This window comes from Flavobacterium sp. AC105 (genome assembly GCF_979258495.1).
In genome coordinates this window covers 487,097-509,135 of record NZ_OZ409860.1, presented here as the reverse complement: position 1 = coordinate 509,135, position 22,039 = coordinate 487,097, and the positions used below count along the sequence as shown (strand labels likewise).

The following is a 22,039-nucleotide window of genomic DNA, read 5'->3' as shown; positions in this document are numbered from 1 at the left end:
ATAATCTTTAACATCTGATTAATTTTTTCACAAATTTACTACATCGATTTCTGATCCTATATACACCAATGCCTTTTTTAACACTTTGTATCCTAAATCTTCAATTGCATCCTGATATTCCTGAATTTGCTGTTTATATTTTGCATTAATGGCTCCGGTTTTATAATCTAAAAGATAAGCTTCCCGATTTTTAGTCAAAATAATTCGGTCCGGCTTTAAAATTCTTCCTTCTTTTTGAACGATTGTCTGCTCATTCAAAATAGTATTATTTCCATTAAAACAAATCTCTAATTCAGGATGGTTTACAATTTCCTGAATCGTTTTCGAAACCTGATCTACCTGATCAAACGTAATTAAACCATTTTCAAGCGCCTTTGTTATAGCCAAATCCACATCTGATTTATCTTTTACGAAAGCCAAAATCTCATGAACAATATTCCCATATGATATCGCTTCTTGTTGCTGCGTTCCCCACATTAAGGATTCGCGTTGCGCAATTTTTATATTTTTTGGATTTAAAACTTCTGAAACTACGGGAATTACTTTAACCAGATCAACTGATTTTGTTGGCGGAGAAAGCCTTGTTTTATTTCCAAATTCATATTCTAATTTGTCAGGATCATAAATTCCTTTATTCATTAAATATTTAATAAAAAAAGAAGCCATATTACTCGGAAACTCGCCGTCTTTTCTTTCTTTTAAAGATTGCGAAATAACATACAATTGTTCTTCGGCACGTGTTAATGCCACATACAAAACATTAATATTATCCAGCAATTCCTCTTGTTTTTTCAAATTAAAAACTGCCGAAGCACTTTCGCCAAAACCTTCCACAGCACTGCTATTATCAATTAATGCTTTTGGAACTCCCAAATCAACATCTTCCGTATCAAGCCATAATTTATCTTTCGGTTTCCTGCTATAATCTTCTTCGGCAAAAGGCATAATTACAACTGGAAATTCCAAACCTTTTGATTTATGAATGGTCATAATTCGAACGGCATTATTTCCTTCCGGAGACGGAATACTGAATTTCTCTGCATTTTTATCCCAATAAGTCAGAAAGTCCGCGATTCCGGCTTGATTTCTAATATCGCGTTCCAAAACAATATCCAGAAAAAACTGCACATAAGCATTTCCTTCTGAAAGCGGAATAAATTTTGAAATAATAATTTCTACTGCTTCGTACAACGATTTTTTTCGGACATTTTCAAAAGAAAGCGAAACATCAAAAGTCAAAAGCCATTTTTCAAAATCAACTTCAAACTTTTGCGCCATTCCTTTGGCAATAAAATCATGAATTGGCATTTCAATTTCCATATTCGAAGCCAAAAAATGCAGAAAATTAGCCTTCGATTCTAAATCGGCACTATTATTTAAATATTTTAGGAGATGAACAATCAAACGAACTTCGGTTGCATTCTGAATCATTAATGTTTCTGATGACAAAAGCGGAATATTTTGTTCTGTCAAATAATTCGCAATCGCAATTCCCTGATCTCTCTTTCGGGTTAAAATCACGATATCTTTATACTCAAAACCTTCACGAACAACGTTCTGAATTGTATTTAAAGTTGCCAAAACATACAAATCTGATTTTTCTACAGCTTCTTCTTCATCGGCAGAATCATTTTTTTCAATTATCGGAAGAAAAGAAATATTTACATAGCCGCCTTTCTTGGAATTTGAATTCTGAAAACTATGATTTTCATATAAATCTTTATAATCCTCATTTGAAAATTCAGTCGAAATCAAGCTAAAAAAGGCATTATTAAAATCAATAACTTCACTATAACTTCGGTAATTGGTATTTAAGTGCTCAATTTTTTTATCGGGGTTATTAAATGGATTTTTATCCTTACTTAACTCAATAAATTGTTCTGCTTTTCCTCCGCGCCAGCGATAAATTGATTGCTTAGGATCTCCAACAATCATTAAAGTTCCCTTATTTCCTAAATCATCAAGTCCGGAAAGTGAATTGTCGATTAACGGAATTAAATTTTGCCATTGCATTTCGGAAGTATCCTGAAATTCATCAATAAAAAAATGACGATAACGCTCACCTAAACGTTCATAAATAAATGGCGCGGGCTGATTTTGAATTTCCCGATGAATAATAGCATTGAATTCGGAAATTGATAAAATATTTTGTTCTGATTGTATTTTTGCCAATTCATTACTAACCGTATTTAGCAACGAAAGCGGTGTAATATTTTTTAGAAAAGCTTTATAGAAATCTCTTTTTTCGAAATTTTTATAAATTTTAACCAATGCTAAAAGCAATTCCGGAATTATATTTTCAATTAATGCCCGGTCTTTTGCGGTTTTATTGATCGCAATATCATCAAACTCATGAAACGTTTTATTTCTTGGATTGAATTTTCCGTCTCGAATACTTTCCAGATGATTTGGAAAAGTTCCTCTTGAAAATGACTTTAAATCAATTCCGTTTTTATCGATTAAGGAAATCGCTTCAACAGCAAATTGTTCATTTTCCGATTCTAAATCTTTGCAAAGATCCAGCATCTTCTTTTTAATTACCACAAACTCTTCGATTGAAGTATCATGAAAATGTGAAATTTCATTCCGATTGTTTTCATTCAAAACCAATCTTCCGGTTTCAAGAATCTCACGAGAAATATCCCAACTTTTATCATCGTCGGTTTTTTCCATCGTAAAATCAATCAGCAATTTTGTAAGCGTTTCGTCCTGACCGGCTTGCGCGATAATAGCATCGACGGCTTCGACCAATAAATTTTCAGTATCTAAAGTTACCTCAAAAGTCATGGGTAAATTAAGATCATGGGCAAAGGCACGAATTACTTTATGCGTGAATTTATCAATGGTAGAAATATCAAAAGCAGCATAATTGTGAATAAGATGCTTGATAATACTCTGCGATTTTGTTTTGATTTTAATAATAGAAAGTCCCGTTTCCCGAGATAAATCTTCCATTAAATCTGAGGCTTTCGCCGAAGGTTCGTCTTTGGCAAATTCAGATAAACTGCCAACAATACGACTTTTCATTTCATGAACTGCCTTATTGGTAAAAGTGATTGCCAAAATATTACGATATGCATCGTTTTTAGGCGATAAAAGAATTATTTTGAGATATTCTTTGACTAAAGTATACGTCTTTCCTGAACCCGCAGATGCATCATAAATAGAAAAAGACGGACTTTGCATAGGTTTGGCTTTTGTAGTGTAAAAATAGCACAATAAATATTAAATCCCAAGGATGGAAAATTTCAAAAATAAAATTCCAAATTCCAATATCCGCGCGCAATGAACGCTTCAAATATTGGAATTTGGAATTTATCCCGACTTTTCGGGATTGGATTTTAAAACTATGTTTTAGGAAAAGCTCTTTTATTAAAAACCAATAAGATTCCTACTCCTGTTGAAATCGCCATATCGGCAACATTAAAAATAGCGTTGAAAAACATAAAATGTTTGCCTCCAAAAATAGGCAGCCATGTTGGTAATTCGCCTTCCCAAATTGGGAAATAAAACATATCTACAACCAAACCATGAAACCAGGTTCCGTATGGATGCGGAGAAAATAGTGTTGCCAAATTATGTGTACTGTCATCAAAAATAACTCCGTAGAAAACAGAATCTAAAATATTTCCTGCTGCTCCGGCAAAAATCAAGGCAATTGCAACAATCAAGTAGGTAGAATGACGCTTTTTAATAGCATCAGATAACCAGTATCCAATTCCGAATACGGCAAAAATTCTAAAAACGGTCAAAATTAATTTTCCGTATTCTCCAGGTATTTTTGTTCCCCAGGCCATTCCTTCATTTTCAATGAAATGAATTTTGAACCAATTAAAAATATGCACTTCCTCACCTAAAACAAAGTTTGTTTTTACATAGATTTTTGAAAGCTGGTCAACAATTAAAACTAAAAATATAAGGAAATACGCTTTTCGTAATGACATTTTATAAAATTTGATGTGGCAAAAGTAACAATTTAATCAAAAAAAACGCTCCTTATGGAGCGTTAATTCTTTTGTAATAAAACCGCAAAGAAATGGGTTTAATTAATTACTTCTATCAAGTCTATTTTTTTACAGCTGTTTTTGCAGGCGTTTTAGGGGTATCGGCAAAAAATTCTGAAATAGATTTCAGTAAGCCTTTACCTTCTTTTCCGGCATTTGCTTTCTTTGCTTCTGCCTTTTTTACATCAGCTTTAAATTTAATACGCATCTTCTCAAATTCCTTCATTCTGCTTTCAACATCTGAACTCACTTCCTTGAATTTCAATACTTTAGCCATAGTGTAAGTTTTTTATAGTGAATAATTAAAATTATTAATGATTTGGCATTACAATGATACATAATTTAATTTATATTTGTTAATATAAATTAACACTTGTTTAGGTTAAAAAGCTAAATTTAGTAATAATAAATTATTAAAATGAATTAATTTTAACAACTCCCTTAAATCCTACAAATATGAATGAAATCACAACTACCCTAAATGATTTTCTAGTTAATACAAAATCTTCAGCTGCATTAATTTTGAATGGAAAAGGAAAATTAATCACATCCCTACACTTAGATTACGGAGACAGTGTTGCAGCAATGAGCGCTGCTATTTTATCGATGAGTGAAAAATTCTTAATTGATCTCGATAAAGGCTCACTAAAACAACTCTATTTAAAAACCACGGATGGTGTTGTTATTGGAAATAAAATCAGCGGTTCAAATTTTGTTATTGCCTTTTCAAAGGACGGTAGTAATCTCGGATTATTAATGAGATCTACTGATGAACTTTCTTCTGAATTAAGTAAGAATTCCCTATTAAAATAACATAAATCTATTAACATCAAACCCAATGAACTATGAGTAACGACTTCCTAAATGTGTTTTTAAACGAAATGAAAACCAACGTAAATGGCTTTATAGCAGTAGCTGTAACCGAAATTGAATCAGGATTAAGCTTTGGAAACCTAACAGTAGACCCAGGTTTTGACCCTGAACTTGCAGCAGCTTACAATCTAGAGGTTGTAAAAGCAAAATTAAGCGCCGTAAAAGCCTTAAACCTAAACCAGGAAATTGAAGATATTTTGATTACACTTTCGAATCAAATTCACATTATCGACATTTCTCCTAACAAAAAATTTATGATTTATCTTGCCGCAGATTCTACTAAAGCAAATTTAGGAATGACAAGAGCCATTTTAAGAAAACACAAATTAGATTTAGAGAAAAACTTAGCTTAATCTCTATATATTTATTAATTAGAATTGTCTTTAATCAAGACAGTTCTAATTAATATTTATTTTTTTTTATTCTTTACATCTGCTTTTTTTATTCTTACAAAAAAACAGGTGTTTTTACGTAGTGCGTGATTATAAAATATAATTAAATTCTTTCAAAGAATGAACAGCCGCGCCACTTCACGCTTTAACAAACATTAAACAAAAAAAACGCCCCTAAAAGGAGCGCTTATTTTTATATGTTATTTTTATATTATCGTTGCAAGTTTTTAGCTTCGATACTCATTGTAGCATGAGGAACGATTTTAAGCCTTTCTTTGCTAATTAATTTACCTGTTACTTTACAAATACCATACGTTTTATTTTCAACACGGAATAGCGCGTTTTTTAAATCGCGTATAAACTTTTCCTGTCTGATAGCCAACTGTGAGTTTGCTTCTTTTGACATTGTTTCACTTCCTTCTTCAAATGCTTTGAAAGTTGGAGAAGTATCGTCTGTTCCGTTGTTTAAATCGTTCATGTAAGCACTTTTTATCAAATCCAGATCGGCTTGTGCTTTTTGTATTTTGTTAAGGATTATTTCTTTGAACTCCGCCAAATCGGCGTCAGAGTATCTTGTAATTTCATCTACCATTATTTATATTATTTTGAAATTAATATCATTGTTTTAATATCATCAAACTCAATTTCTGTGCCGTTTTCCAACTCGTCTACAAAAACCAGATTGTCTGTTAATGTCTCAGACTTTATATAGTCTTCATTTTTTGAAATAGCTTCTTCTAAAAGCCCATTTCTCTTTAATTGAACTTTAATTTTATCGGTAACTTCAAATCCGGAATCTTTACGGATATTTTGAATCCTGTTTACCAATTCCCTGGCGATTCCTTCGTTTTTCAGTTCTTCCGAGATTGTAATATCAAGCGCAACTGTTATTCCGTTTGAATTTGCAACCAACCACCCTTCAATATCTTGTGATGTTATTTCGACATCTTCTAGTGATAAAGTTACATTATTTCCAGCAATAACAATATCTAGCGTTCCCTGCTTGTCCAATTCATTAATCTGATCTGCAGAAAAAGCTTGTATCTCCTTAGAAATCAATCCCATATCTTTTCCAAAACGTGGTCCTAAAGCTTTAAAATTAGGCTTAATCTGTTTTACCAGAATTCCTGAATCATCATCTAAAAGCAAGATTTCCTTTACATTTACTTCCGCTTTTACTAAGTCAGAAATAGCCAGAATTTCAGCTCTCTGATTTTCGTCAAGCACCGGAATCATTACCTTTTGCAAAGGTTGACGTACCTTAATCATTTCCTTTTTACGAAGCGAAAGAACCAAAGATGAGATGGTTTGCGCCTTCTGCATTTTGCTTTCTAACGTTTTATTAACAAAGTTTTCGACAAATTTTGGAAATTCAGCCAAGTGAACACTGGCATATTGCTCAGATCCTGTCGAACTTGTTAAATCGCGATACAATTTATCCATGAAAAAAGGAGCAATTGGAGCGCTTAATTTACTGATCGTTAGCAAACAAGTATAAAGCGTTTGGTAAGCCGCAATTTTATCGTGTGCGTATTCTCCTTTCCAGAAGCGGCGGCGACACAAACGAACGTACCAGTTACTTAAATTTTCCTGAACAAAGTCAGAAATTGCTCTTGCTGCTTTCGTTGGCTCATAATCTTCGTAACATTCATCAACAAATTTTATTAAGGAATGCAATTCAGAAATAATCCATTGATCAATTTCAGGTCTTTCGTTTAACGGAATTTCCGCTTCAGCGTATTTAAATCCATCGATATTCGCATATAATGAAAAGAATGAATACGTATTATATAATGTCCCGAAGAATTTACGGCGAACCTCAGCAATTCCTTCGATATCAAATTTCAGGTTATCCCAAGGATTTGCGTTCGAAATCATGTACCAGCGAGTGGCATCAGGACCATATTCTGCAATTGTTTCAAAAGGATCTGTCGCGTTTCCTAAACGTTTCGACATTTTTTGTCCGTTTTTATCCAGAACCAAACCATTCGAAACTACATTTTTATACGCTACTTTATCAAAAACCAAAGTTCCGATTGCGTGTAAAGTATAAAACCATCCACGAGTCTGATCGACACCTTCGGCGATGAAATTCGCAGGAAAATCTTTGTTTTCGTCAATTTTATCTTTGTTTTCAAAAGGATAATGCCATTGTGCATAAGGCATTGCACCAGAATCGAACCAAACATCAATTAAATCGCTTTCGCGTTTCATTGGCTGGCCTGAAGCCGAAACTAACGTTATTTGATCGACCACATTTTTATGCAAATCGATTAAATCATAGTTTGATTCAGACATGTTTCCGATTTCAAAACCTTTAAACGGATTTTCTTTTTGAAAACCTGCTGCGATAGATTTTTCGATCGCATTGTACAATTCTTCAACAGAACCAATAAGAACTTCTTCTTTTTTGTCTTCAGTTCTCCAAATTGGCAACGGAATTCCCCAATATCTAGAACGAGATAAGTTCCAGTCGTTGGCATTTTTAAGCCAGTTTCCAAAACGTCCTTCACCAGTAGACTTAGGCTTCCAATTGATAGTTTCGTTCAGGTCGAACATTCTATCTTTTACATCGGTTACTTTAATGAACCAAGAATCTAGTGGATAATATAATAACGGCTCATCAGTTCTCCAACTGTGTGGATAACTATGTACGTATTTTTCAACCTTAAAGGCTTTATTTTCTTCTTTTAATCGAATAGCAATTTCAACATCAACAGAACGCTCCGGCGCCTGACCTGCATCATAATATTCATTTTTTACATATTTACCGGCTAACTCTCCTAAATGTGAAGTGAATTTTCCTTGTAAATCTACTAAAGGAACTGCTGTTCCGTTTTCGTCTAAAACCAACATTGGCGGGATTTCCGGAGTTGCTTCTTTTGCTACTTTAGCATCATCAGCACCAAAAGTTGGAGCGGTATGTACAATTCCTGTTCCGTCTTCTGTCGTTACAAAATCTCCTGAAATTACTCTAAATGCATTTTCAGCATTTTGATAAGGTAATACGTATGGTAATAATTGCTCGTATCTGATTTCTACTAAATCAATTCCTTTCGCTTCTGCTAAAATTTTATACGGAAGTTGTTTGTCTCCATTTTTTACCTTTTCGAAATCAGCATCATCTTCACTTGCAAAAAATCCTTTTCCGAATTGTTTTCCAACTAAATTTTTAGCCAAAACAACATTTACAGGTTCAAAAGTATATTGATTGAAGGTTTTTACTAAAACGTAATCGATTTTTGGTCCAACTGTCAAAGCAGTATTCGAAGGCAATGTCCACGGCGTTGTCGTCCAGGCCAAGATGTGAATATCACCAAAACCTTGAAGAAAGCTTGGCAATGTTTCCGGCAATGTTTTGAATTGCGCAACAATCGTAGTGTCTGTAACATCTCTGTAAGCTCCAGGTTGGTTTACTTCGTGAGAAGATAATCCTGTTCCTGCTTTTGGAGAATAAGGCTGAATTGTATACCCTTTGTACAACAAACCTTTATCGTAGATTTGTTTCAAAAGCCACCAAACCGATTCCATGTATTTTGGTTTATAAGTCACATATGGATCCTCCATATCTACCCAATATCCCATTTTTTCTGTCAAATCATTCCATACGTCGGTATAACGCATTACGGTTTTTTTACACGCTTCGTTATATTCTTCGATAGAAATTGTTTTACCAATATCTTCTTTTGTAATTCCAAGTTCTTTTTCGGTACCTAATTCTACAGGCAATCCGTGCGTATCCCAACCGGCTTTTCTTTTTACCTGAAAACCTTTTTGAGTTTTGTAACGACAAAAAATATCTTTAATCGCACGCGCCATCACGTGGTGAATTCCCGGTAATCCGTTTGCTGAAGGCGGACCTTCAAAAAATACGTAAGGCTCTGCACCTTCGCGAGTAGTTACACTCTTTTCAAATATATTTTCTTTCTTCCAAAAATCAAGTACTTCTGACGCTACTGTTGGTAAGTCAAGTCCTTTGTATTCAGTAAATTTTGTGCTCATTTTATCCTTTTCTTAATCGAGGTGCGAAAGTAAGGAATTTTGGATTATTGTACATCAATTTCTTTAAATTTCACAAACTTTTGTTGAGATAATAGATACAAAAACAAAAGAATTGATTAGTTTCTGATACTAATCGCAAAATTTCGAGCTCATAAACTGAAAAACCAATTAATTCTTATTGTTTTCTGTACAATAATTGAAGACTTTTTAAATTGGCCGAAATAAGCTTTTTTTGATGAAAATGGAAATTGGCTTTTACGAAAATATTTCTTTTAAAACTTCCAGTGATTTTGGTCTTTTAAATCCATCTAAATGAAGACTGTAATAATCAATCAGAATTTTCAGTAAAACCTGTCTTTCAACAACATGAAAAACTTTTTCAGCATTGTCAAACTTCAAATCTATTAGCTTTTTAAACAAATTTGTTTCGTGTTCTGTTAAAGCTGTTTTACCATGCAAAAGGGTAAATACGCCATCAATCATTTCGAAATAAGGCAAATCGATTTCAGAAACATCTGGATAAAAACCTAAATATTTTGTAGTTTCTAAAAGTAAAATCAAATGAAAATTTGAAATTTCGTCGTGATGGTCCAGCCAGGTCAAAGCGGTTTCGAGGAATAGAAAAAGTGATTCGTTTTTTTCTTCTTCCTGAATGGAGTAATGCAGCATTTCGGACAAAAACATGACCATTGTACTTTTTACAATATCAGTATGAATGCTCTGAAAAGGAACTGCTGTTTTTATTTCTTTAAAGTTTTCTAAAGTGCCTTTGTTTTTATGCACAGCCTCGATTTCAAGAATGGACAAAGGCTGAAAATAAGCAATTTTCTGACTTGCTTTTCGAGTCGAAAAAGCATCGCGCACAAAATAAGATTTCAGTCCGTTTGAAAGCGTAAAACATTTTACAATCAAACTTTTTTCCTGAAATTTTAATGATGAAATTACTATTGCTTTGGTTTTGACTTGCATCGCTTTACATTCTAATTCTCCATAATATGACTATAATGATTGAAATTTACCTAAAATCAAACACTTTTTATTCAATATAAAGTTAAAGCAATATCTTTTAACTTTTATTGGCTCAATTTATTGCTTTTTTTATTTCATCTGTTATAATTTTAGAAGCAACTGGAGACCAATGTGTGTCATCATAAAAATAGATATCTTTTTTACTCTCTAATTGACCAGATAGAATTTTCTTTGAATCTATATATACATAATCTTTTTTAAGAGCACTTAAATGATTAAAAAATAATGGTCGCGGAAACTTGGTTTTATCAGCAATATAATCATAGTAAAGATCGTATTTATCGGGTGCCGGTAAAACAATAAGCTTTACTTTTTTACTTCTTAACTTATTCGACAAATCATTTAAAACATTATTTAATTTTTGAACTGCTGCCAAATTATTATTTTCTTCCAAACAAGTTAAGTCTTTGTAAACGAACAATAAATTACTCTCATTAATGCTAAATAAATTCTTCCTGTTCAGAACAACATTATAAACATATCTATTGGATAAGTAGTTTTGACTAAAGTAATACCGAAGCATTGAAAAAGGAAATTGGATCGTTTTTTTTGTAAAAAAAGGATCTACATTGTCTTCTTTAGAAAGTTTATGATTACGTACTAAATTATCTAATTGAGATGTCATAATTGTTTTTGAAGAATTTGTATTTTTTGCGTTAGAAACAAAACTCCTCTCTACATTTTCCAATATTACATATTCAATATTTTGCTTTTCAAAAAAATCTCCATTTATCAATCCGTATAATGTTTGAATTTGATTTCCGGAAATAAATCTGTCAATGTGCAAAACATCATATTTTTCTGCAAGATAATTTTTATACCCATAATTACCCTGCTCAGAAAATGAATCTCCGATAGTAAGGATTTTTTCGTTTTTCTTTTTCCTTATTGAAAGTTTATTAAAATAGATTTTACGTTTAAAGTCATCCTGAAATACATTTCTATATTCTTTGAAAACGTTTGGAAAACAACCTAAACGTATTAAATCCGGAGATTCTGCGCTGCTGAAAAACAATAATGTAATCACATAAAGAAATACGAATGGAATTACAAAAAATCCTGTTTTAAAAATAAATTTTTTCATAAATTAAAACTGAAAATAAATAAATTGTTGTTTCTCACTACTAAATACAAAAATTGAAGCTATAATAATAAAATACAATGCATATCTAATTGGCGATTTCCATTTTACTCCTAATTTAGCTAAGGCAAATTGTTCTTCTCTTCCGAGCCATTCTATTATAATAAATATTAAAATTAAAACAAATAAAGTTATCGGTGTAATTACTGGCTTTGAAAACAATGAACCTGAAAATATTTCCGAAATATAGCTTAAAGCGTGTTCTATATTATTTGCTCTAAAAAATATCCATGCAAAAACGGTTAAACTAAATGTCATAACCATTTGAAAAACTTCTTTAATAGTTGGCAAATATTTACCTTGAGCTACGATATCTAAATTATTGCGATTTGTATTAAAAATAATAGACGGCATAATATACAAAGCATTTAAAAAACCCCAAACAATAAAAGTCCAATTGGCTCCATGCCAAAAACCGCTTACTAAGAAAATAATAAAAGTATTTCTAACTTTAATCCACATGCCTCCTTTGCTTCCGCCTAACGGAATGTATAAATAATCTCTAAACCACGTAGAAAGAGAAATATGCCATCTTCTCCAAAACTCTGCTATATCTCTAGAAAAATAAGGAAAAGCAAAATTCTTAAGTAAATCGATACCAAAAAGGCGTGCAACGCCTATAGCAATATCTGAATAACCCGAAAAGTCTCCATAAATCTGGAACGAAAAAAATACTGCCCCTAACAAAAGGGTACTTCCTGAATATTCGGCTGAATTATTAAAAATTGTATTAACGTATTGGGCACACTGATCAGCAATTACAATTTTTTTAAATAATCCCCATAAAATCTGCCTTAATCCATCAACTGCTTTGTCATAATCAAAAGTCCTTTTTTTCTGAATTTGCGGTAAAAGATGTGTCGCTCGTTCTATAGGTCCCGCAACAAGTAAAGGAAAGAAGCTCACAAATAAAGAATAATCAACAATATTCTTTTCTGCTTTTATTTTGCCTTTATAAATGTCAATTACATACGATAAACCATGAAAAGTGTAAAATGAAATTCCAATAGGCAAGATTACTTTTAATGTCCAAGGATTTACATGCAAGCCAAAATTAGAAATGGCATCTACAAATGATTGAACAAAAAAATTATAGTATTTAAAAACACCAAGGAAACCAAGATTTATAGATATACTTAACCAAAACCAAGTTTTTTTTGCAGTTTTATTTTTAGATTCTGACATCTTGATTCCTGTAAAATAATCTAATAATGTAGAGAAAATCAATAAAAATAAAAACCTCCAATCCCAACAAGCATAAAAAAAATAACTTGATATAAGCAGTAAGACATTCTGAAGTCTGAGTGATTTATTTGTCGCAAACCAATAGAGAAAAAATACAATTGGTAAAAATATTGCAAAGTTTATGGAATTAAAAAGCATTTTGTTGGCTTAGAATTTTATGTTTGATTAATTGTTTTTCTTTATTTTTTAAATATCTCTATCTAATTATCATTACTTTTTTAACTTTAGTTTCGCTTCCGTCTTGCGCGGAAATAAAAACCATATAAACTCCGGAAGCTACTTTATATCTTCCAAAAGCGGTTGTATCCCATTCTATTGTTCCTCCGGTTGCGGTGGTTTCGTAAACCAGATTTCCCTGAATATCGGTAATTTTAATATTGGCTTTATCAATTAATCCGGCAACTTTTACAGTTCCGGAATACGTTGGACGCACGGGATTTGGATAAATATAAACGTTATTCAAATCTTCATTTGCTTCGGTGGCAACTCCTTTAAAAGAAATCATTCCTTTGCTTGTTGCAATAAAAACTTCGCCGCTTATGCTATTAATTTTAATATCGTTTATGGCGTTGCTTGGCAAAGGCGAATTGCTGATTGTGAAATGATATTTGGTTTCCTGACCGTTTGGCGAAACCATAAAAACTCCGGAATCTGTTGTACCAATCCATTTATTATTAGCTCCGTCAACCACAATCGAAGTTATAAATTGCTCGTATAATAATTCCTGCGCCAAATTATCTTCGGTTATAATAATTGGATTTGCTTTTAATTGACTTTCTGATTGAAAACTGCCTACATTCGATAAAACCCGCAATCCTTTTGTAGTTCCTATCCAAAGCTGATTTTTAGTATCTAATGCTACAGATCTTACATCGGTTGTGGGTAAATTTCCTAAATCAGAACCAAAAGTCATTTTTTTGAAGGTATTTGTACTTTCGTTAAATGCAATTACGCCGTCATTGCTCGTCGAAATCCATTTTGTGTTGTTTTTATCAATAACAATATTAGAATAACTCGTGTCTTCTGCTTTGTTCAGGATTTTGTTTGTTGCATAAGTTTGCCATTGTCCGTTGGTTTTTAAAACCTTTAAACCGTTATTTATCCGGCTATTGGTAACCCAAAGATTTCCTGATTTATCAAAAGCAGTTCCGTTGATACGAACGTCTATATAAGTTGGCCCGGCATACGTTATACTTTCTAAACCGCTGTTTTTTTCGTTATATAAAAAACTCGGCACATCATCTTCTATTTTTAATAATCCCGAGAAAAACGAACTTGCATAAACCTGTTTTTCATTATTAGGGTTTACAATAATTCGTGTTATCGATTTGGCATCGTAAACTTCTGAATACGGAATATTCAACCAACCGGAAGTATTGTATTTACTAACGCCGTAAGTATCTAAAGGATATGGATCGTAGAAAGTGGTATAATCTCCATAAACGGTCCAAAGCACATTTGGCGTAACATCCAGAGAAAAAATATTATTTCGGGCTGGTCCTGATGGCGTGCTATTTTCAAAAGTTGAAGCTCCGGAAAGTGTTGACGAAAACAATCCTTTTTCTTTTGTTCCGATGAAAATCATATCGCCAACAGCAGTTGCACAAGTAAAATTTAAACCATTATCCAGAACCTGCGCATTTGAAATCTGACGGTTCAAAACCATCTGATTATTATAAACATAAACCGAATTTGGAATTGTAATAAACAAATTATGGTCTTGGGCGCGCATATCTGTGGAAGGCTGCGGAAGTTGAAAAAATCCAACAAATATGCCTGAATTGAATCTGTGAATATATCCTGAAGCATTTATGGCAATAAGTTCTGTATCTAAAGTTTCGACGCTTGACCAATCGCCTGAATTTACAAGAAACCATTGGCTAAAATCAACTAAATTTGGGTTTGTACTATCTGCTTTTCTGATGCCGCTTGAAGTTGCAGCATAAATAAAACCGTTATAAAAAGCGGTTTGTTTTACGCTGATTTCGGCGCCGTTATCGCCAATAAAATACGTATCTCCAAATTGAGAAGTTTTCAAATTAAATTGCACAATTCCGAAATCGCATGAAACATAAACCAAACCATCATGTTCCATAAAATGATTGATCTTTTTTATGCTCGGCGATAATTGTTTGTTGATGATATCGACAACTTTTAGCATACTTCCATCGGTTTCATTGATTACAATCATCAATCCGTTTTCGTAACCAACAATTGTTTTCTTAAAAGTTTCACTATAATATACTGCCGAAATAGTCTGACCCGAAAGTCCGTCAACTGTTGTTGTGGTTTTAATCGTATTTGCGGCAGCGTTTTTAGAAAACAAAGCATTTTCTGATGCAGCAAAAACCGTTGTCGAAGATTCTGAAACATCTTTTATTTCGTTAAACGAAAAATAACCTTGCCACGACAATTTATTCTGAGAGAAACTAAATTGAAACAAGAATAAAAATAAAATATACAGAAATCTTCTCTTCATTATTAAATGTATTCGGATAGACAAATATACTATAAACGAAGGTATTTGAATTTTGTTCTCCTTTAAATAAAGTTCTTTTTTTGAACCATTAAGAAATTAAGTCAAATTAAGAATAAACTACCTGTATCATTTTAGAAATAAAAAGTAAAATTCAAAAAAAATGCCTTCGATTTATCGTTTTACGGATAAATGAAGGCATTTTTCAATTGTAATTAATCTTAAACTACACCCTGAGCAAGCATAGCATCGGCTACTTTAACAAATCCTGCAATATTGGCTCCTTTTACGTAGTCAACATATCCAGATTTATCTGAACCATATTTTACACATGAAGCATGAATTGCCAACATGATATTTTTTAATCTTTCATCAACTTCTTCAGATGTCCAGCTTAAACGCAATGAGTTTTGCGACATTTCAAGACCTGAAGTTGCAACACCTCCGGCATTTGAAGCTTTTCCCGGAGCAAACAAAATTTTAGCATCAAGAAACGCAGTCACGGCTTCTGGCGTAGATGGCATATTTGCACCTTCTGCAACAGCAATACATCCGTTTGCGATTAAAGTTTTTGCTTCGTCACCGTCTAATTCATTTTGAGTTGCACATGGCAAAGCTACATCACATTTTACTTCCCAAGGACGTTTTCCGTCTACATATTTAGCATTTGGATATTTGGTTACGTACTCGCTGATTCTGCCTCTCAATTCGTTTTTTAACTCCATTACATAAGCTAGTTTTTCAGCATCAATTCCGTCTGCATCATAAATATATCCTGCAGAATCTGATAAAGTAACCACTTTTGCACCTAATTGAGTTGCTTTTTCCGCAGCATATTGTGCTACGTTTCCAGAACCTGAAACCACAACAATTTTATCCTTAAAACTATCTCCTTTAGTTTCAAGCATACTTTGAGCAAAATAAACAGCTCCGTAACCTGTAGCTTCCGGACGAATTAATGATCCTCCAAAAGAAATTCCTTTACCGGTTAAAACTCCAGTAAATTCATTTCTTAATCTTTTATACTGGCCAAACATGTAGCCAACTTCTCTACCGCCTACTCCAATATCTCCCGCAGGAACATCAGTATCAGCACCAATATGTTTTGAAAGTTCTGTCATGAAGCTTTGGCAAAATTTCATGATTTCGTTATCTGATTTTCCTTTCGGATCAAAATCAGAACCACCTTTTCCGCCGCCCATTGGCAATGTCGTTAAGCTGTTTTTGAAAGTTTGCTCGAAAGCCAGGAACTTCAAAATACTTAAATTAACTGAAGGATGAAAACGCAAACCACCTTTATATGGCCCAATTGCTGAATTCATCTGGATGCGATATCCTTTATTAACCTGAATTTCGCCTTTGTCGTTTAGCCAGTTTACTCTGAACATGATAACACGTTCCGGTTCTACCATACGCTCTAAAAGCATTTTATTGTGGTATTTTTTGTTTTCTTCAATAAAAGGAATTACCGTTTCGGCAACTTCTAAAACTGCTTGTAAAAACTCTGATTCGTTCGGGTTTTTTTCACTAACCGAATCCATAAAAGCGGTAATACTTTGTGACATGATTATTAGATTATTAACATTAAAGAAAACGTTTTCGTTATTCGTTACAAAGGTAATTCAAAATGATATTTGTTAAAGTAATTTTTAGATATCAATTAAAATTTTTATCTATAATGTAGCTTTTAGAGAAAAAAGATATTTTAGATTCGTTATTATAAAGCAAAATACAATTGAAATATTCAATAAATTAATAGATTTAATAAAAATTCCTCAATACCTCTCTTTATGTTAAATTGTTAATGTTGTTTTTATATATTTGCCTAGATTTGAAAGCCTAAAAATATGCTTAAGCCCCTATTTATCACATTATTTGCCTTGTTCGCTATACCTACAATAGCAACAGCCCAATCTGACCTAGCACAAGAAGTAGGAATAGTATTCGGTCCGGTAGTATTTCAATCTGATTATGGTCAAAGAAATAACTTTGATACAAACGTCGGAAATACAGGATTTGGTGTCGGAATTGTTCACTTCATTAACTTTTCTGCCAATAACAACAGAGAAAGTTTTTTTACAGAACATTTCAAAGTCAGATCCGAATTATCTTTCAACACAACCAAATTAGAACATTTTGGAGAATGGGTAGAAAGAGAAAAAGTTAAAAACCTTGTAGAACATCTTAGAGCAATGCACGGCAGTTCTACTTTAGTAAACCTTGGAGCTCAATTAGAATTTTCTCCTTTTATGAAAATTCATGATTTCGAAAACACAATAGGTGCTTTTAGTCCCTATGTCAGCTTAGGTTTTCAGGTGAGTTATTATTCTACCAAAGTCGATTCAAGATTAGGTACTTTAGGACTTCCCGCAACAACTTTCCCTAAATATTTAACGCCTTCAGACGGCCGACAATATGGATTTTCTAGTGAAACCGGAGTAGTTGGATCAATAACAGCAGGCGTTGGTGTACATTACAAACTAACGACAATGAGCGATTTGATGTTTGAAATGCGTTATCAGGGTTTTAGTTCTGACTGGGTTGACGGTTTAAATCCAAATAAAAATCTTTATAAAGAAAACAAGTCAAACGATTCACAAGTTTGGTTTAATGTTGGATACATTTACTACTTAGAATTTTAAAGAAACATATAAATATAAAAAATCCCAAATTCCAAAATGATTAAATTGGAATTTGGGATTTTTTTATTTTTGAGATTTAATTTTATGCTAACGCTTGTTCTAAATCTGCTATTAAATCTTCGGCATCTTCAATACCAACGCTCAATCGAACTAAATCATCGGTTATACCAACTTCGGCTCTTTTATCTGCCGGAATCGATGCGTGTGTCATCAAAGCAGGATGATTTGCCAATGATTCAACTCCTCCAAGAGATTCTGCCAATGTAAATACTTTTAGCTTTTCTAAAAACGCAATAGAATCTTCTTTTTTACCTGATTTAAAAGTAAACGAAACCATTCCGCCAAAAGCTTTCATTTGCTTTTTAGCAATTTCATGAAACGGATGACTTTTTAATCCCGGATAATAAACTGTATTTATTTTTGGATGATTGCTTAAATATTCAACCACTTTTTCTCCGTTTTCGCAATGTCTCTGCACTCTTAACGAAAGTGTTTTAATTCCTCTCAAAACCAAAAAACTATCCATTGGCCCAAGTGTTCCTCCGGTTGCAAATTGCTGAAAATGCAATTGTTCTCCTAAAGCTTCGTCTTTTACAATTAAAGCTCCGGCAATAACATCAGAATGTCCGCCTAAATATTTTGTAGCAGAATGCATGACAATATCAGCACCTAAATCAAGTGGTTTTTGTAAATATGGTGTTGCAAAAGTATTGTCAACAGCAAATAAAATTTTATGCGCTTTGGTGATTTTGGCAACTTCTTCAATATCAGCCAATTTCATCAACGGGTTTGTTGGTGTTTCTACCCAAACCAATTTTGTATTTTCATTAATTAAAGACTTCAATTTCTCAATATCCGTCATATCTACAAAATGAAATTTAATTCCTGAATCTTTATAAATTCTCGAAAACATTCTATAAGTTCCGCCGTATAAATCATCCATTGCAATGATTTCATCACCCGCTTTAAACGACCTCAAAACACAATCAGTTGCCGCTAAACCAGATGAAAACGCCAATCCGCGAGTACCATTTTCAATACTTGCCAAAGCATTCTCTAAAGCCGTACGTGTTGGGTTTGAAGCCCTGCTGTATTCATAATCTGCCAAAGGTTTTCCCGGACTTGTTTGTATAAAAGTTGAGGTTTGATATACCGGAGGCATAACAGCTCCTGTACTTGGATCATGATGTTGACCGCCATGTATTACTTTTGTATTGAATTTCATATAATTACAAATTTTAAATGCTTAAACGTGGTACAAATTTACCGTTTAATTTATTTTAATCCTGATACAACTTCTTACCTTTGTATATAATTAACACTTTTTGATATGAAACACTATACTATTTTAGTCTTTTTGTTTTTGATCTTTACGAGTTGTAGCAAAGAACTTTCTTTTGAGAATGAGACTTTTGAAAATGAATCTGATATTCCGTGCAAAAGTGATTGCCCAAAAATTACCATTGAAGTTCCTATCGCAAAAAATATTCCTATTGTCGCTGACAGCATTAATAAAAAAGTTTTTTCGGTTATAAAAGAGATTGTTTATTTTGGAGAAGATCCTTCAAAACCAAAAGATTACAAAACTTTATCCGAATCTTTTATTGCGTCTTACGAAGAAATGCACAAAAAATTCCCGAGTGAAACTTTTGGCTGGGAAGGAAAAATCAAAGGAAATATAGAATTTGAATCCGATCAGATTATAAATATAAAAATAGATCATTATACTTTTACGGGCGGTGCTCACGGATATCAGGGTTTTCGATCTTTATTGTTTAATCCGAAAACCGGAAAAACCATTTTTAACGATCAATTGTTTAAAAATGAAAAAGAATTTAAGGCTTTCGCCGAAAAGGAATTCAGGTCAAAATATAAAATTCCGACACAAGCCAATATAAATGCAACAGGTTTGATGTTTGAAAATGACAAATTTCAGTTGCCGCAGAATATTTTTTATACGGATGAAGGCTTGCTTTTATATTACAATTCATATGAAGCGGCTTCGTATGCTGATGGTCCAAAAGAAATTTTATTTCCGTATGATAAAATCTGTAAATACTTGAAATATCAATAAATTATTCGAGTCCGTAATTTCGTAGAGGCGCACAGTGTGTCTCAGATCGCGTAACCACAATTCATTTACATTGCCAAGACGCACTGCAGTGCGTCTCTACGGAAAACCTTTGAACCTTATTTAGAACCTTCCTGAAAATCATACTTCATTTTTCTCAAAATTCTCAACGCTTCTTTAAACGATAAATAAATATTCCCAAAAGGTTTCAAAAGCAATTTTGCATCTATTAATTTTTGTTTGGCATCATCAAAACCATTCAAGTAACAGATCATAAAAGTCGAAGGAAGATTTTCGAGATCCTTTAATTCACGTTCTGATAAACCAATGCCTTTTTGGAGTTTTTGCAGCAATGCCATATTCGCATTATAAATATGATATAACATTTTCCGATTGAATTCCGGAGGTTGAAAAAGCATTTCGCGATCAATTTTGTAATAACCATTATCAAAGAAATGAATTGTTTGTTTCTCTAACGGATAATAACTTGTTTTATCATTTAAACCAAGCGGAACATATTCGGTTATTGTAAAACTATCGTCGTCAAAAACAATCGTAACAACATCCTGAGCCGAATAAAAAAGTTTAATTTGTTCGTTGATCAACTCAATATCTACGCGGGATAAAAAGGTTTTATCCCTTGATTTTTTAGGAACTCCCGCCCAGCAAATCACAAATAATTCTTTAAAAACATGATATTTAGGCGACATGTCTTTGTGCCTGAAATTCATAAAATCGATAACGCCGTCTAATGTATATTGAATACTATTTCGGGAACTATTTTCGATGCCGATAACGGTTTCTGTATTCTGGTAATTTTTCTCAATTTCGCCTTCCACAGGAACCGAATTACTGCCACGCCTAATAAAAACACTATTGGCCGGAGTGGTGTGAATTCCTTTTTTGAAGTAGGAAATTTTATTTTTGGGTTTAATCGTAACCAATCCAACAACTTTATCTTTTGGGAGATTCGGGAAGGGTACATTTTCGTATTGAATTTTGGGAGGATTTTCCAGAAAAGCATTGACAAGATTCTGGATTCGGCTATCATCAAAAAAATCATCGCCTACAATTTCGTTATCATGATCTTCTACTCCAACCACGATATAAGAATTATTGGTTGGGTTTGAATTTGATAATGCACAAATGTGTTTCAGAAACTTTCCTTTTCCTTCACGGGAATGAAGATTCAACTGCCTTTTTTTGTCATAAAAACTGCTCTCGTCATTATGAGCAAGTAAGTTTTTTATTAAAAGGCGCTTGTTGATCATTCTTTTAGATTGTTAGACTAGCTTAGATTTTTAGACTTCTTAGACTGTTGACTTTTTGATTTAGACTTCTTAGATTTTTGGAATTATATAAACTTCAAATCTAAGAAGTCTAAGTTAGTCTAAAAATCTAAGTTAATCTCTTTTTACAATTGTCGACGATGCTTGTGCAGTACTCATTACAACCAAATCGGCGATATTTACATGATAAGGTCTTGAAACCACAAAATGAATAATATCTGCAATATCTTCTGCTTGCAGCGGATCAAAACCTTTATATACATTCGAAGCTTTTTCTGCGTCGCCCTTAAAACGAACTTCGCTAAATTCAGTCGCAACCATTCCGGGGTGAATTCCCCCAACACGAATTCCAAACGGATTCAAATCAATTCGCATTCCTGCTGTAATGGCGTCGACTGCGTGTTTTGAACCACAATATACATTTCCGTTTGGATACACTTCTTTTGCAGCTGTTGATCCAATATTGATAATATGTCCCGATTTTCTTTCGGTCATTTGCGGAATTATAGCTTTCGAAACATATAATAATCCTTTTACATTGATATCGATCATCGCGTCCCAATCGTCTAAATCTCCCGTTTGAATTGGATCTAAACCATGAGCATTTCCGGCATTATTAATCAAAATATCAATAGTAGAAAATGCTGTCGGCAATGAATTAATACTTTCCAAAACTGCATTTTTATCCTGAACATCAAAACTCAAAGAATATACTTCTGTAAAAGCAGAAAGTTCTTTTTCGAGTTCCTCTAAACGTTCTTTACGTCTTCCGCAAAGGACCACTTTATAGTTATTTTTAGCCATTATTTGCGCAGTTGCTTTTCCAATTCCGCTTGTAGCTCCAGTAATTAAAACTGTTTTTTTCATTCTGTTTT

Annotated in this window: 17 protein-coding genes; 4 read left to right on the top strand and 13 right to left on the bottom strand. The window is 33.0% G+C overall.

From position 1 onward, the window contains the following. Positions 1-27: 27 nt before the first annotated feature. From ACZ0AH_RS02045 to ACZ0AH_RS02035, 3 genes are all read right to left on the bottom strand, one after another. The gene (locus ACZ0AH_RS02045) at positions 28-3,186 is read right to left on the bottom strand and encodes a UvrD-helicase domain-containing protein (RefSeq protein WP_463474235.1); all 3,159 of its coding nucleotides are present in this window, start codon (positions 3,184-3,186) and stop codon (positions 28-30) included. Positions 3,187-3,347: 161 nt separating this feature from the next. Continuing rightward, positions 3,348-3,944 carry a lipoprotein signal peptidase gene (locus tag ACZ0AH_RS02040; protein ID WP_463474234.1) on the bottom strand — a complete coding sequence of 199 codons (597 nt, stop codon included), beginning with the start codon at positions 3,942-3,944 and terminating at the stop codon, positions 3,348-3,350. Between the two features lie 121 nt (positions 3,945-4,065). Then, on the bottom strand, positions 4,066-4,281 hold the full coding sequence (locus ACZ0AH_RS02035; protein ID WP_463474233.1) for a hypothetical protein: 216 nt from the start codon (positions 4,279-4,281) through the stop codon (positions 4,066-4,068). A 179-nt stretch (positions 4,282-4,460) separates the two neighbouring features. Here ACZ0AH_RS02035 and ACZ0AH_RS02030 point away from each other — a divergent pair, with 179 nt between their 5' ends. Beyond that, positions 4,461-4,817 carry a roadblock/LC7 domain-containing protein gene (locus ACZ0AH_RS02030; protein WP_463474232.1) on the top strand — a complete coding sequence of 119 codons (357 nt, stop codon included), beginning with the start codon at positions 4,461-4,463 and terminating at the stop codon, positions 4,815-4,817. A gap of 32 nt (positions 4,818-4,849) precedes the next feature. Beyond that, positions 4,850-5,230: a hypothetical protein gene (locus ACZ0AH_RS02025; protein ID WP_463474231.1), complete on the top strand. Its 381-nt coding sequence runs from the start codon at positions 4,850-4,852 to the stop codon at positions 5,228-5,230. A gap of 250 nt (positions 5,231-5,480) precedes the next feature. Here the strand turns inward: ACZ0AH_RS02025 and ACZ0AH_RS02020 are convergent, their stop codons facing one another. From ACZ0AH_RS02020 to gdhA, 7 genes are all read right to left on the bottom strand, one after another. Beyond that, positions 5,481-5,861 (bottom strand): TraR/DksA family transcriptional regulator, encoded by a 381-nt coding sequence (locus tag ACZ0AH_RS02020; RefSeq protein ID WP_463474230.1) that lies wholly within the window; start codon positions 5,859-5,861, stop codon positions 5,481-5,483. Positions 5,862-5,869: 8 nt separating this feature from the next. After that, positions 5,870-9,271, bottom strand: a complete 3,402-nt coding sequence (gene ileS / locus ACZ0AH_RS02015; protein ID WP_463474229.1) for an isoleucine--tRNA ligase — start codon at positions 9,269-9,271, stop codon at positions 5,870-5,872. A 255-nt stretch (positions 9,272-9,526) separates the two neighbouring features. Continuing rightward, positions 9,527-10,240: a DNA repair protein RecO gene (gene recO, locus ACZ0AH_RS02010; RefSeq protein WP_463474228.1), complete on the bottom strand. Its 714-nt coding sequence runs from the start codon at positions 10,238-10,240 to the stop codon at positions 9,527-9,529. 112 nt (positions 10,241-10,352) lie between these two features. Beyond that, positions 10,353-11,384, bottom strand: a complete 1,032-nt coding sequence (locus ACZ0AH_RS02005) for an alginate O-acetyltransferase AlgX-related protein (protein ID WP_463474227.1) — start codon at positions 11,382-11,384, stop codon at positions 10,353-10,355. 3 nt (positions 11,385-11,387) lie between these two features. Then, positions 11,388-12,824 carry an MBOAT family O-acyltransferase gene (locus ACZ0AH_RS02000; RefSeq protein ID WP_463474226.1) on the bottom strand — a complete coding sequence of 479 codons (1,437 nt, stop codon included), beginning with the start codon at positions 12,822-12,824 and terminating at the stop codon, positions 11,388-11,390. Positions 12,825-12,882: 58 nt separating this feature from the next. Then, on the bottom strand, positions 12,883-15,165 hold the full coding sequence (porZ, locus tag ACZ0AH_RS01995) for a type IX secretion system anionic LPS delivery protein PorZ (protein ID WP_463474225.1): 2,283 nt from the start codon (positions 15,163-15,165) through the stop codon (positions 12,883-12,885). Positions 15,166-15,383: 218 nt separating this feature from the next. Continuing rightward, positions 15,384-16,727 (bottom strand): NADP-specific glutamate dehydrogenase, encoded by a 1,344-nt coding sequence (gene gdhA / locus ACZ0AH_RS01990; RefSeq protein ID WP_463474224.1) that lies wholly within the window; start codon positions 16,725-16,727, stop codon positions 15,384-15,386. Positions 16,728-17,009: 282 nt separating this feature from the next. On the opposite strand from gdhA, the gene ACZ0AH_RS01985 reads away from it, so the two are divergent. Continuing rightward, a complete protein-coding gene (locus ACZ0AH_RS01985) occupies positions 17,010-17,804 on the top strand; it encodes a THC0290_0291 family protein (protein ID WP_463474223.1) in 795 nt (264 codons plus the stop codon). A gap of 82 nt (positions 17,805-17,886) precedes the next feature. Here ACZ0AH_RS01985 and ACZ0AH_RS01980 read toward each other — a convergent pair whose 3' ends face one another. Next, positions 17,887-19,029 carry a cystathionine gamma-synthase gene (locus tag ACZ0AH_RS01980; protein ID WP_463474222.1) on the bottom strand — a complete coding sequence of 381 codons (1,143 nt, stop codon included), beginning with the start codon at positions 19,027-19,029 and terminating at the stop codon, positions 17,887-17,889. A gap of 105 nt (positions 19,030-19,134) precedes the next feature. Here ACZ0AH_RS01980 and ACZ0AH_RS01975 point away from each other — a divergent pair, with 105 nt between their 5' ends. Beyond that, positions 19,135-19,878 (top strand): DUF3298 and DUF4163 domain-containing protein, encoded by a 744-nt coding sequence (locus ACZ0AH_RS01975; RefSeq protein WP_463474221.1) that lies wholly within the window; start codon positions 19,135-19,137, stop codon positions 19,876-19,878. Between the two features lie 116 nt (positions 19,879-19,994). Here ACZ0AH_RS01975 and ACZ0AH_RS01970 read toward each other — a convergent pair whose 3' ends face one another. Together ACZ0AH_RS01970 and ACZ0AH_RS01965 are read right to left on the bottom strand one after the other, a co-directional pair. Beyond that, a complete protein-coding gene (locus ACZ0AH_RS01970) occupies positions 19,995-21,146 on the bottom strand; it encodes a DUF5929 domain-containing protein (protein WP_463474220.1) in 1,152 nt (383 codons plus the stop codon). Between the two features lie 132 nt (positions 21,147-21,278). Then, positions 21,279-22,031 carry an SDR family NAD(P)-dependent oxidoreductase gene (locus tag ACZ0AH_RS01965; RefSeq protein WP_463474219.1) on the bottom strand — a complete coding sequence of 251 codons (753 nt, stop codon included), beginning with the start codon at positions 22,029-22,031 and terminating at the stop codon, positions 21,279-21,281. Between the last annotated feature and the right edge of the window lie 8 nt (positions 22,032-22,039).

What these genes read in the sequence shown, in the direction of transcription:
- recO (WP_463474228.1), bottom strand. Translation starts at nt 10,240, where the DNA reads ATGCAAGTCAAAACCAAAGCAATAGTAATTTCATCATTAAAATTTCAG.
- ACZ0AH_RS02035 (WP_463474233.1), bottom strand. Translation starts at nt 4,281, where the DNA reads ATGGCTAAAGTATTGAAATTCAAGGAAGTGAGTTCAGATGTTGAAAGC.
- ACZ0AH_RS02040 (WP_463474234.1), bottom strand. Translation starts at nt 3,944, where the DNA reads ATGTCATTACGAAAAGCGTATTTCCTTATATTTTTAGTTTTAATTGTT.
- ACZ0AH_RS01965 (WP_463474219.1), bottom strand. Translation starts at nt 22,031, where the DNA reads ATGAAAAAAACAGTTTTAATTACTGGAGCTACAAGCGGAATTGGAAAA.
- ACZ0AH_RS01975 (WP_463474221.1), top strand. Translation starts at nt 19,135, where the DNA reads ATGAAACACTATACTATTTTAGTCTTTTTGTTTTTGATCTTTACGAGT.
- ACZ0AH_RS01985 (WP_463474223.1), top strand. Translation starts at nt 17,010, where the DNA reads ATGCTTAAGCCCCTATTTATCACATTATTTGCCTTGTTCGCTATACCT.
- ACZ0AH_RS02045 (WP_463474235.1), bottom strand. Translation starts at nt 3,186, where the DNA reads ATGCAAAGTCCGTCTTTTTCTATTTATGATGCATCTGCGGGTTCAGGA.
- ACZ0AH_RS02020 (WP_463474230.1), bottom strand. Translation starts at nt 5,861, where the DNA reads ATGGTAGATGAAATTACAAGATACTCTGACGCCGATTTGGCGGAGTTC.
- ACZ0AH_RS02005 (WP_463474227.1), bottom strand. Translation starts at nt 11,384, where the DNA reads ATGAAAAAATTTATTTTTAAAACAGGATTTTTTGTAATTCCATTCGTA.
- ACZ0AH_RS01970 (WP_463474220.1), bottom strand. Translation starts at nt 21,146, where the DNA reads ATGATCAACAAGCGCCTTTTAATAAAAAACTTACTTGCTCATAATGAC.
- porZ (WP_463474225.1), bottom strand. Translation starts at nt 15,165, where the DNA reads ATGAAGAGAAGATTTCTGTATATTTTATTTTTATTCTTGTTTCAATTT.
- ACZ0AH_RS02030 (WP_463474232.1), top strand. Translation starts at nt 4,461, where the DNA reads ATGAATGAAATCACAACTACCCTAAATGATTTTCTAGTTAATACAAAA.
- ACZ0AH_RS02025 (WP_463474231.1), top strand. Translation starts at nt 4,850, where the DNA reads ATGAGTAACGACTTCCTAAATGTGTTTTTAAACGAAATGAAAACCAAC.
- gdhA (WP_463474224.1), bottom strand. Translation starts at nt 16,727, where the DNA reads ATGTCACAAAGTATTACCGCTTTTATGGATTCGGTTAGTGAAAAAAAC.
- ACZ0AH_RS02000 (WP_463474226.1), bottom strand. Translation starts at nt 12,824, where the DNA reads ATGCTTTTTAATTCCATAAACTTTGCAATATTTTTACCAATTGTATTT.
- ileS (WP_463474229.1), bottom strand. Translation starts at nt 9,271, where the DNA reads ATGAGCACAAAATTTACTGAATACAAAGGACTTGACTTACCAACAGTA.
- ACZ0AH_RS01980 (WP_463474222.1), bottom strand. Translation starts at nt 19,029, where the DNA reads ATGAAATTCAATACAAAAGTAATACATGGCGGTCAACATCATGATCCA.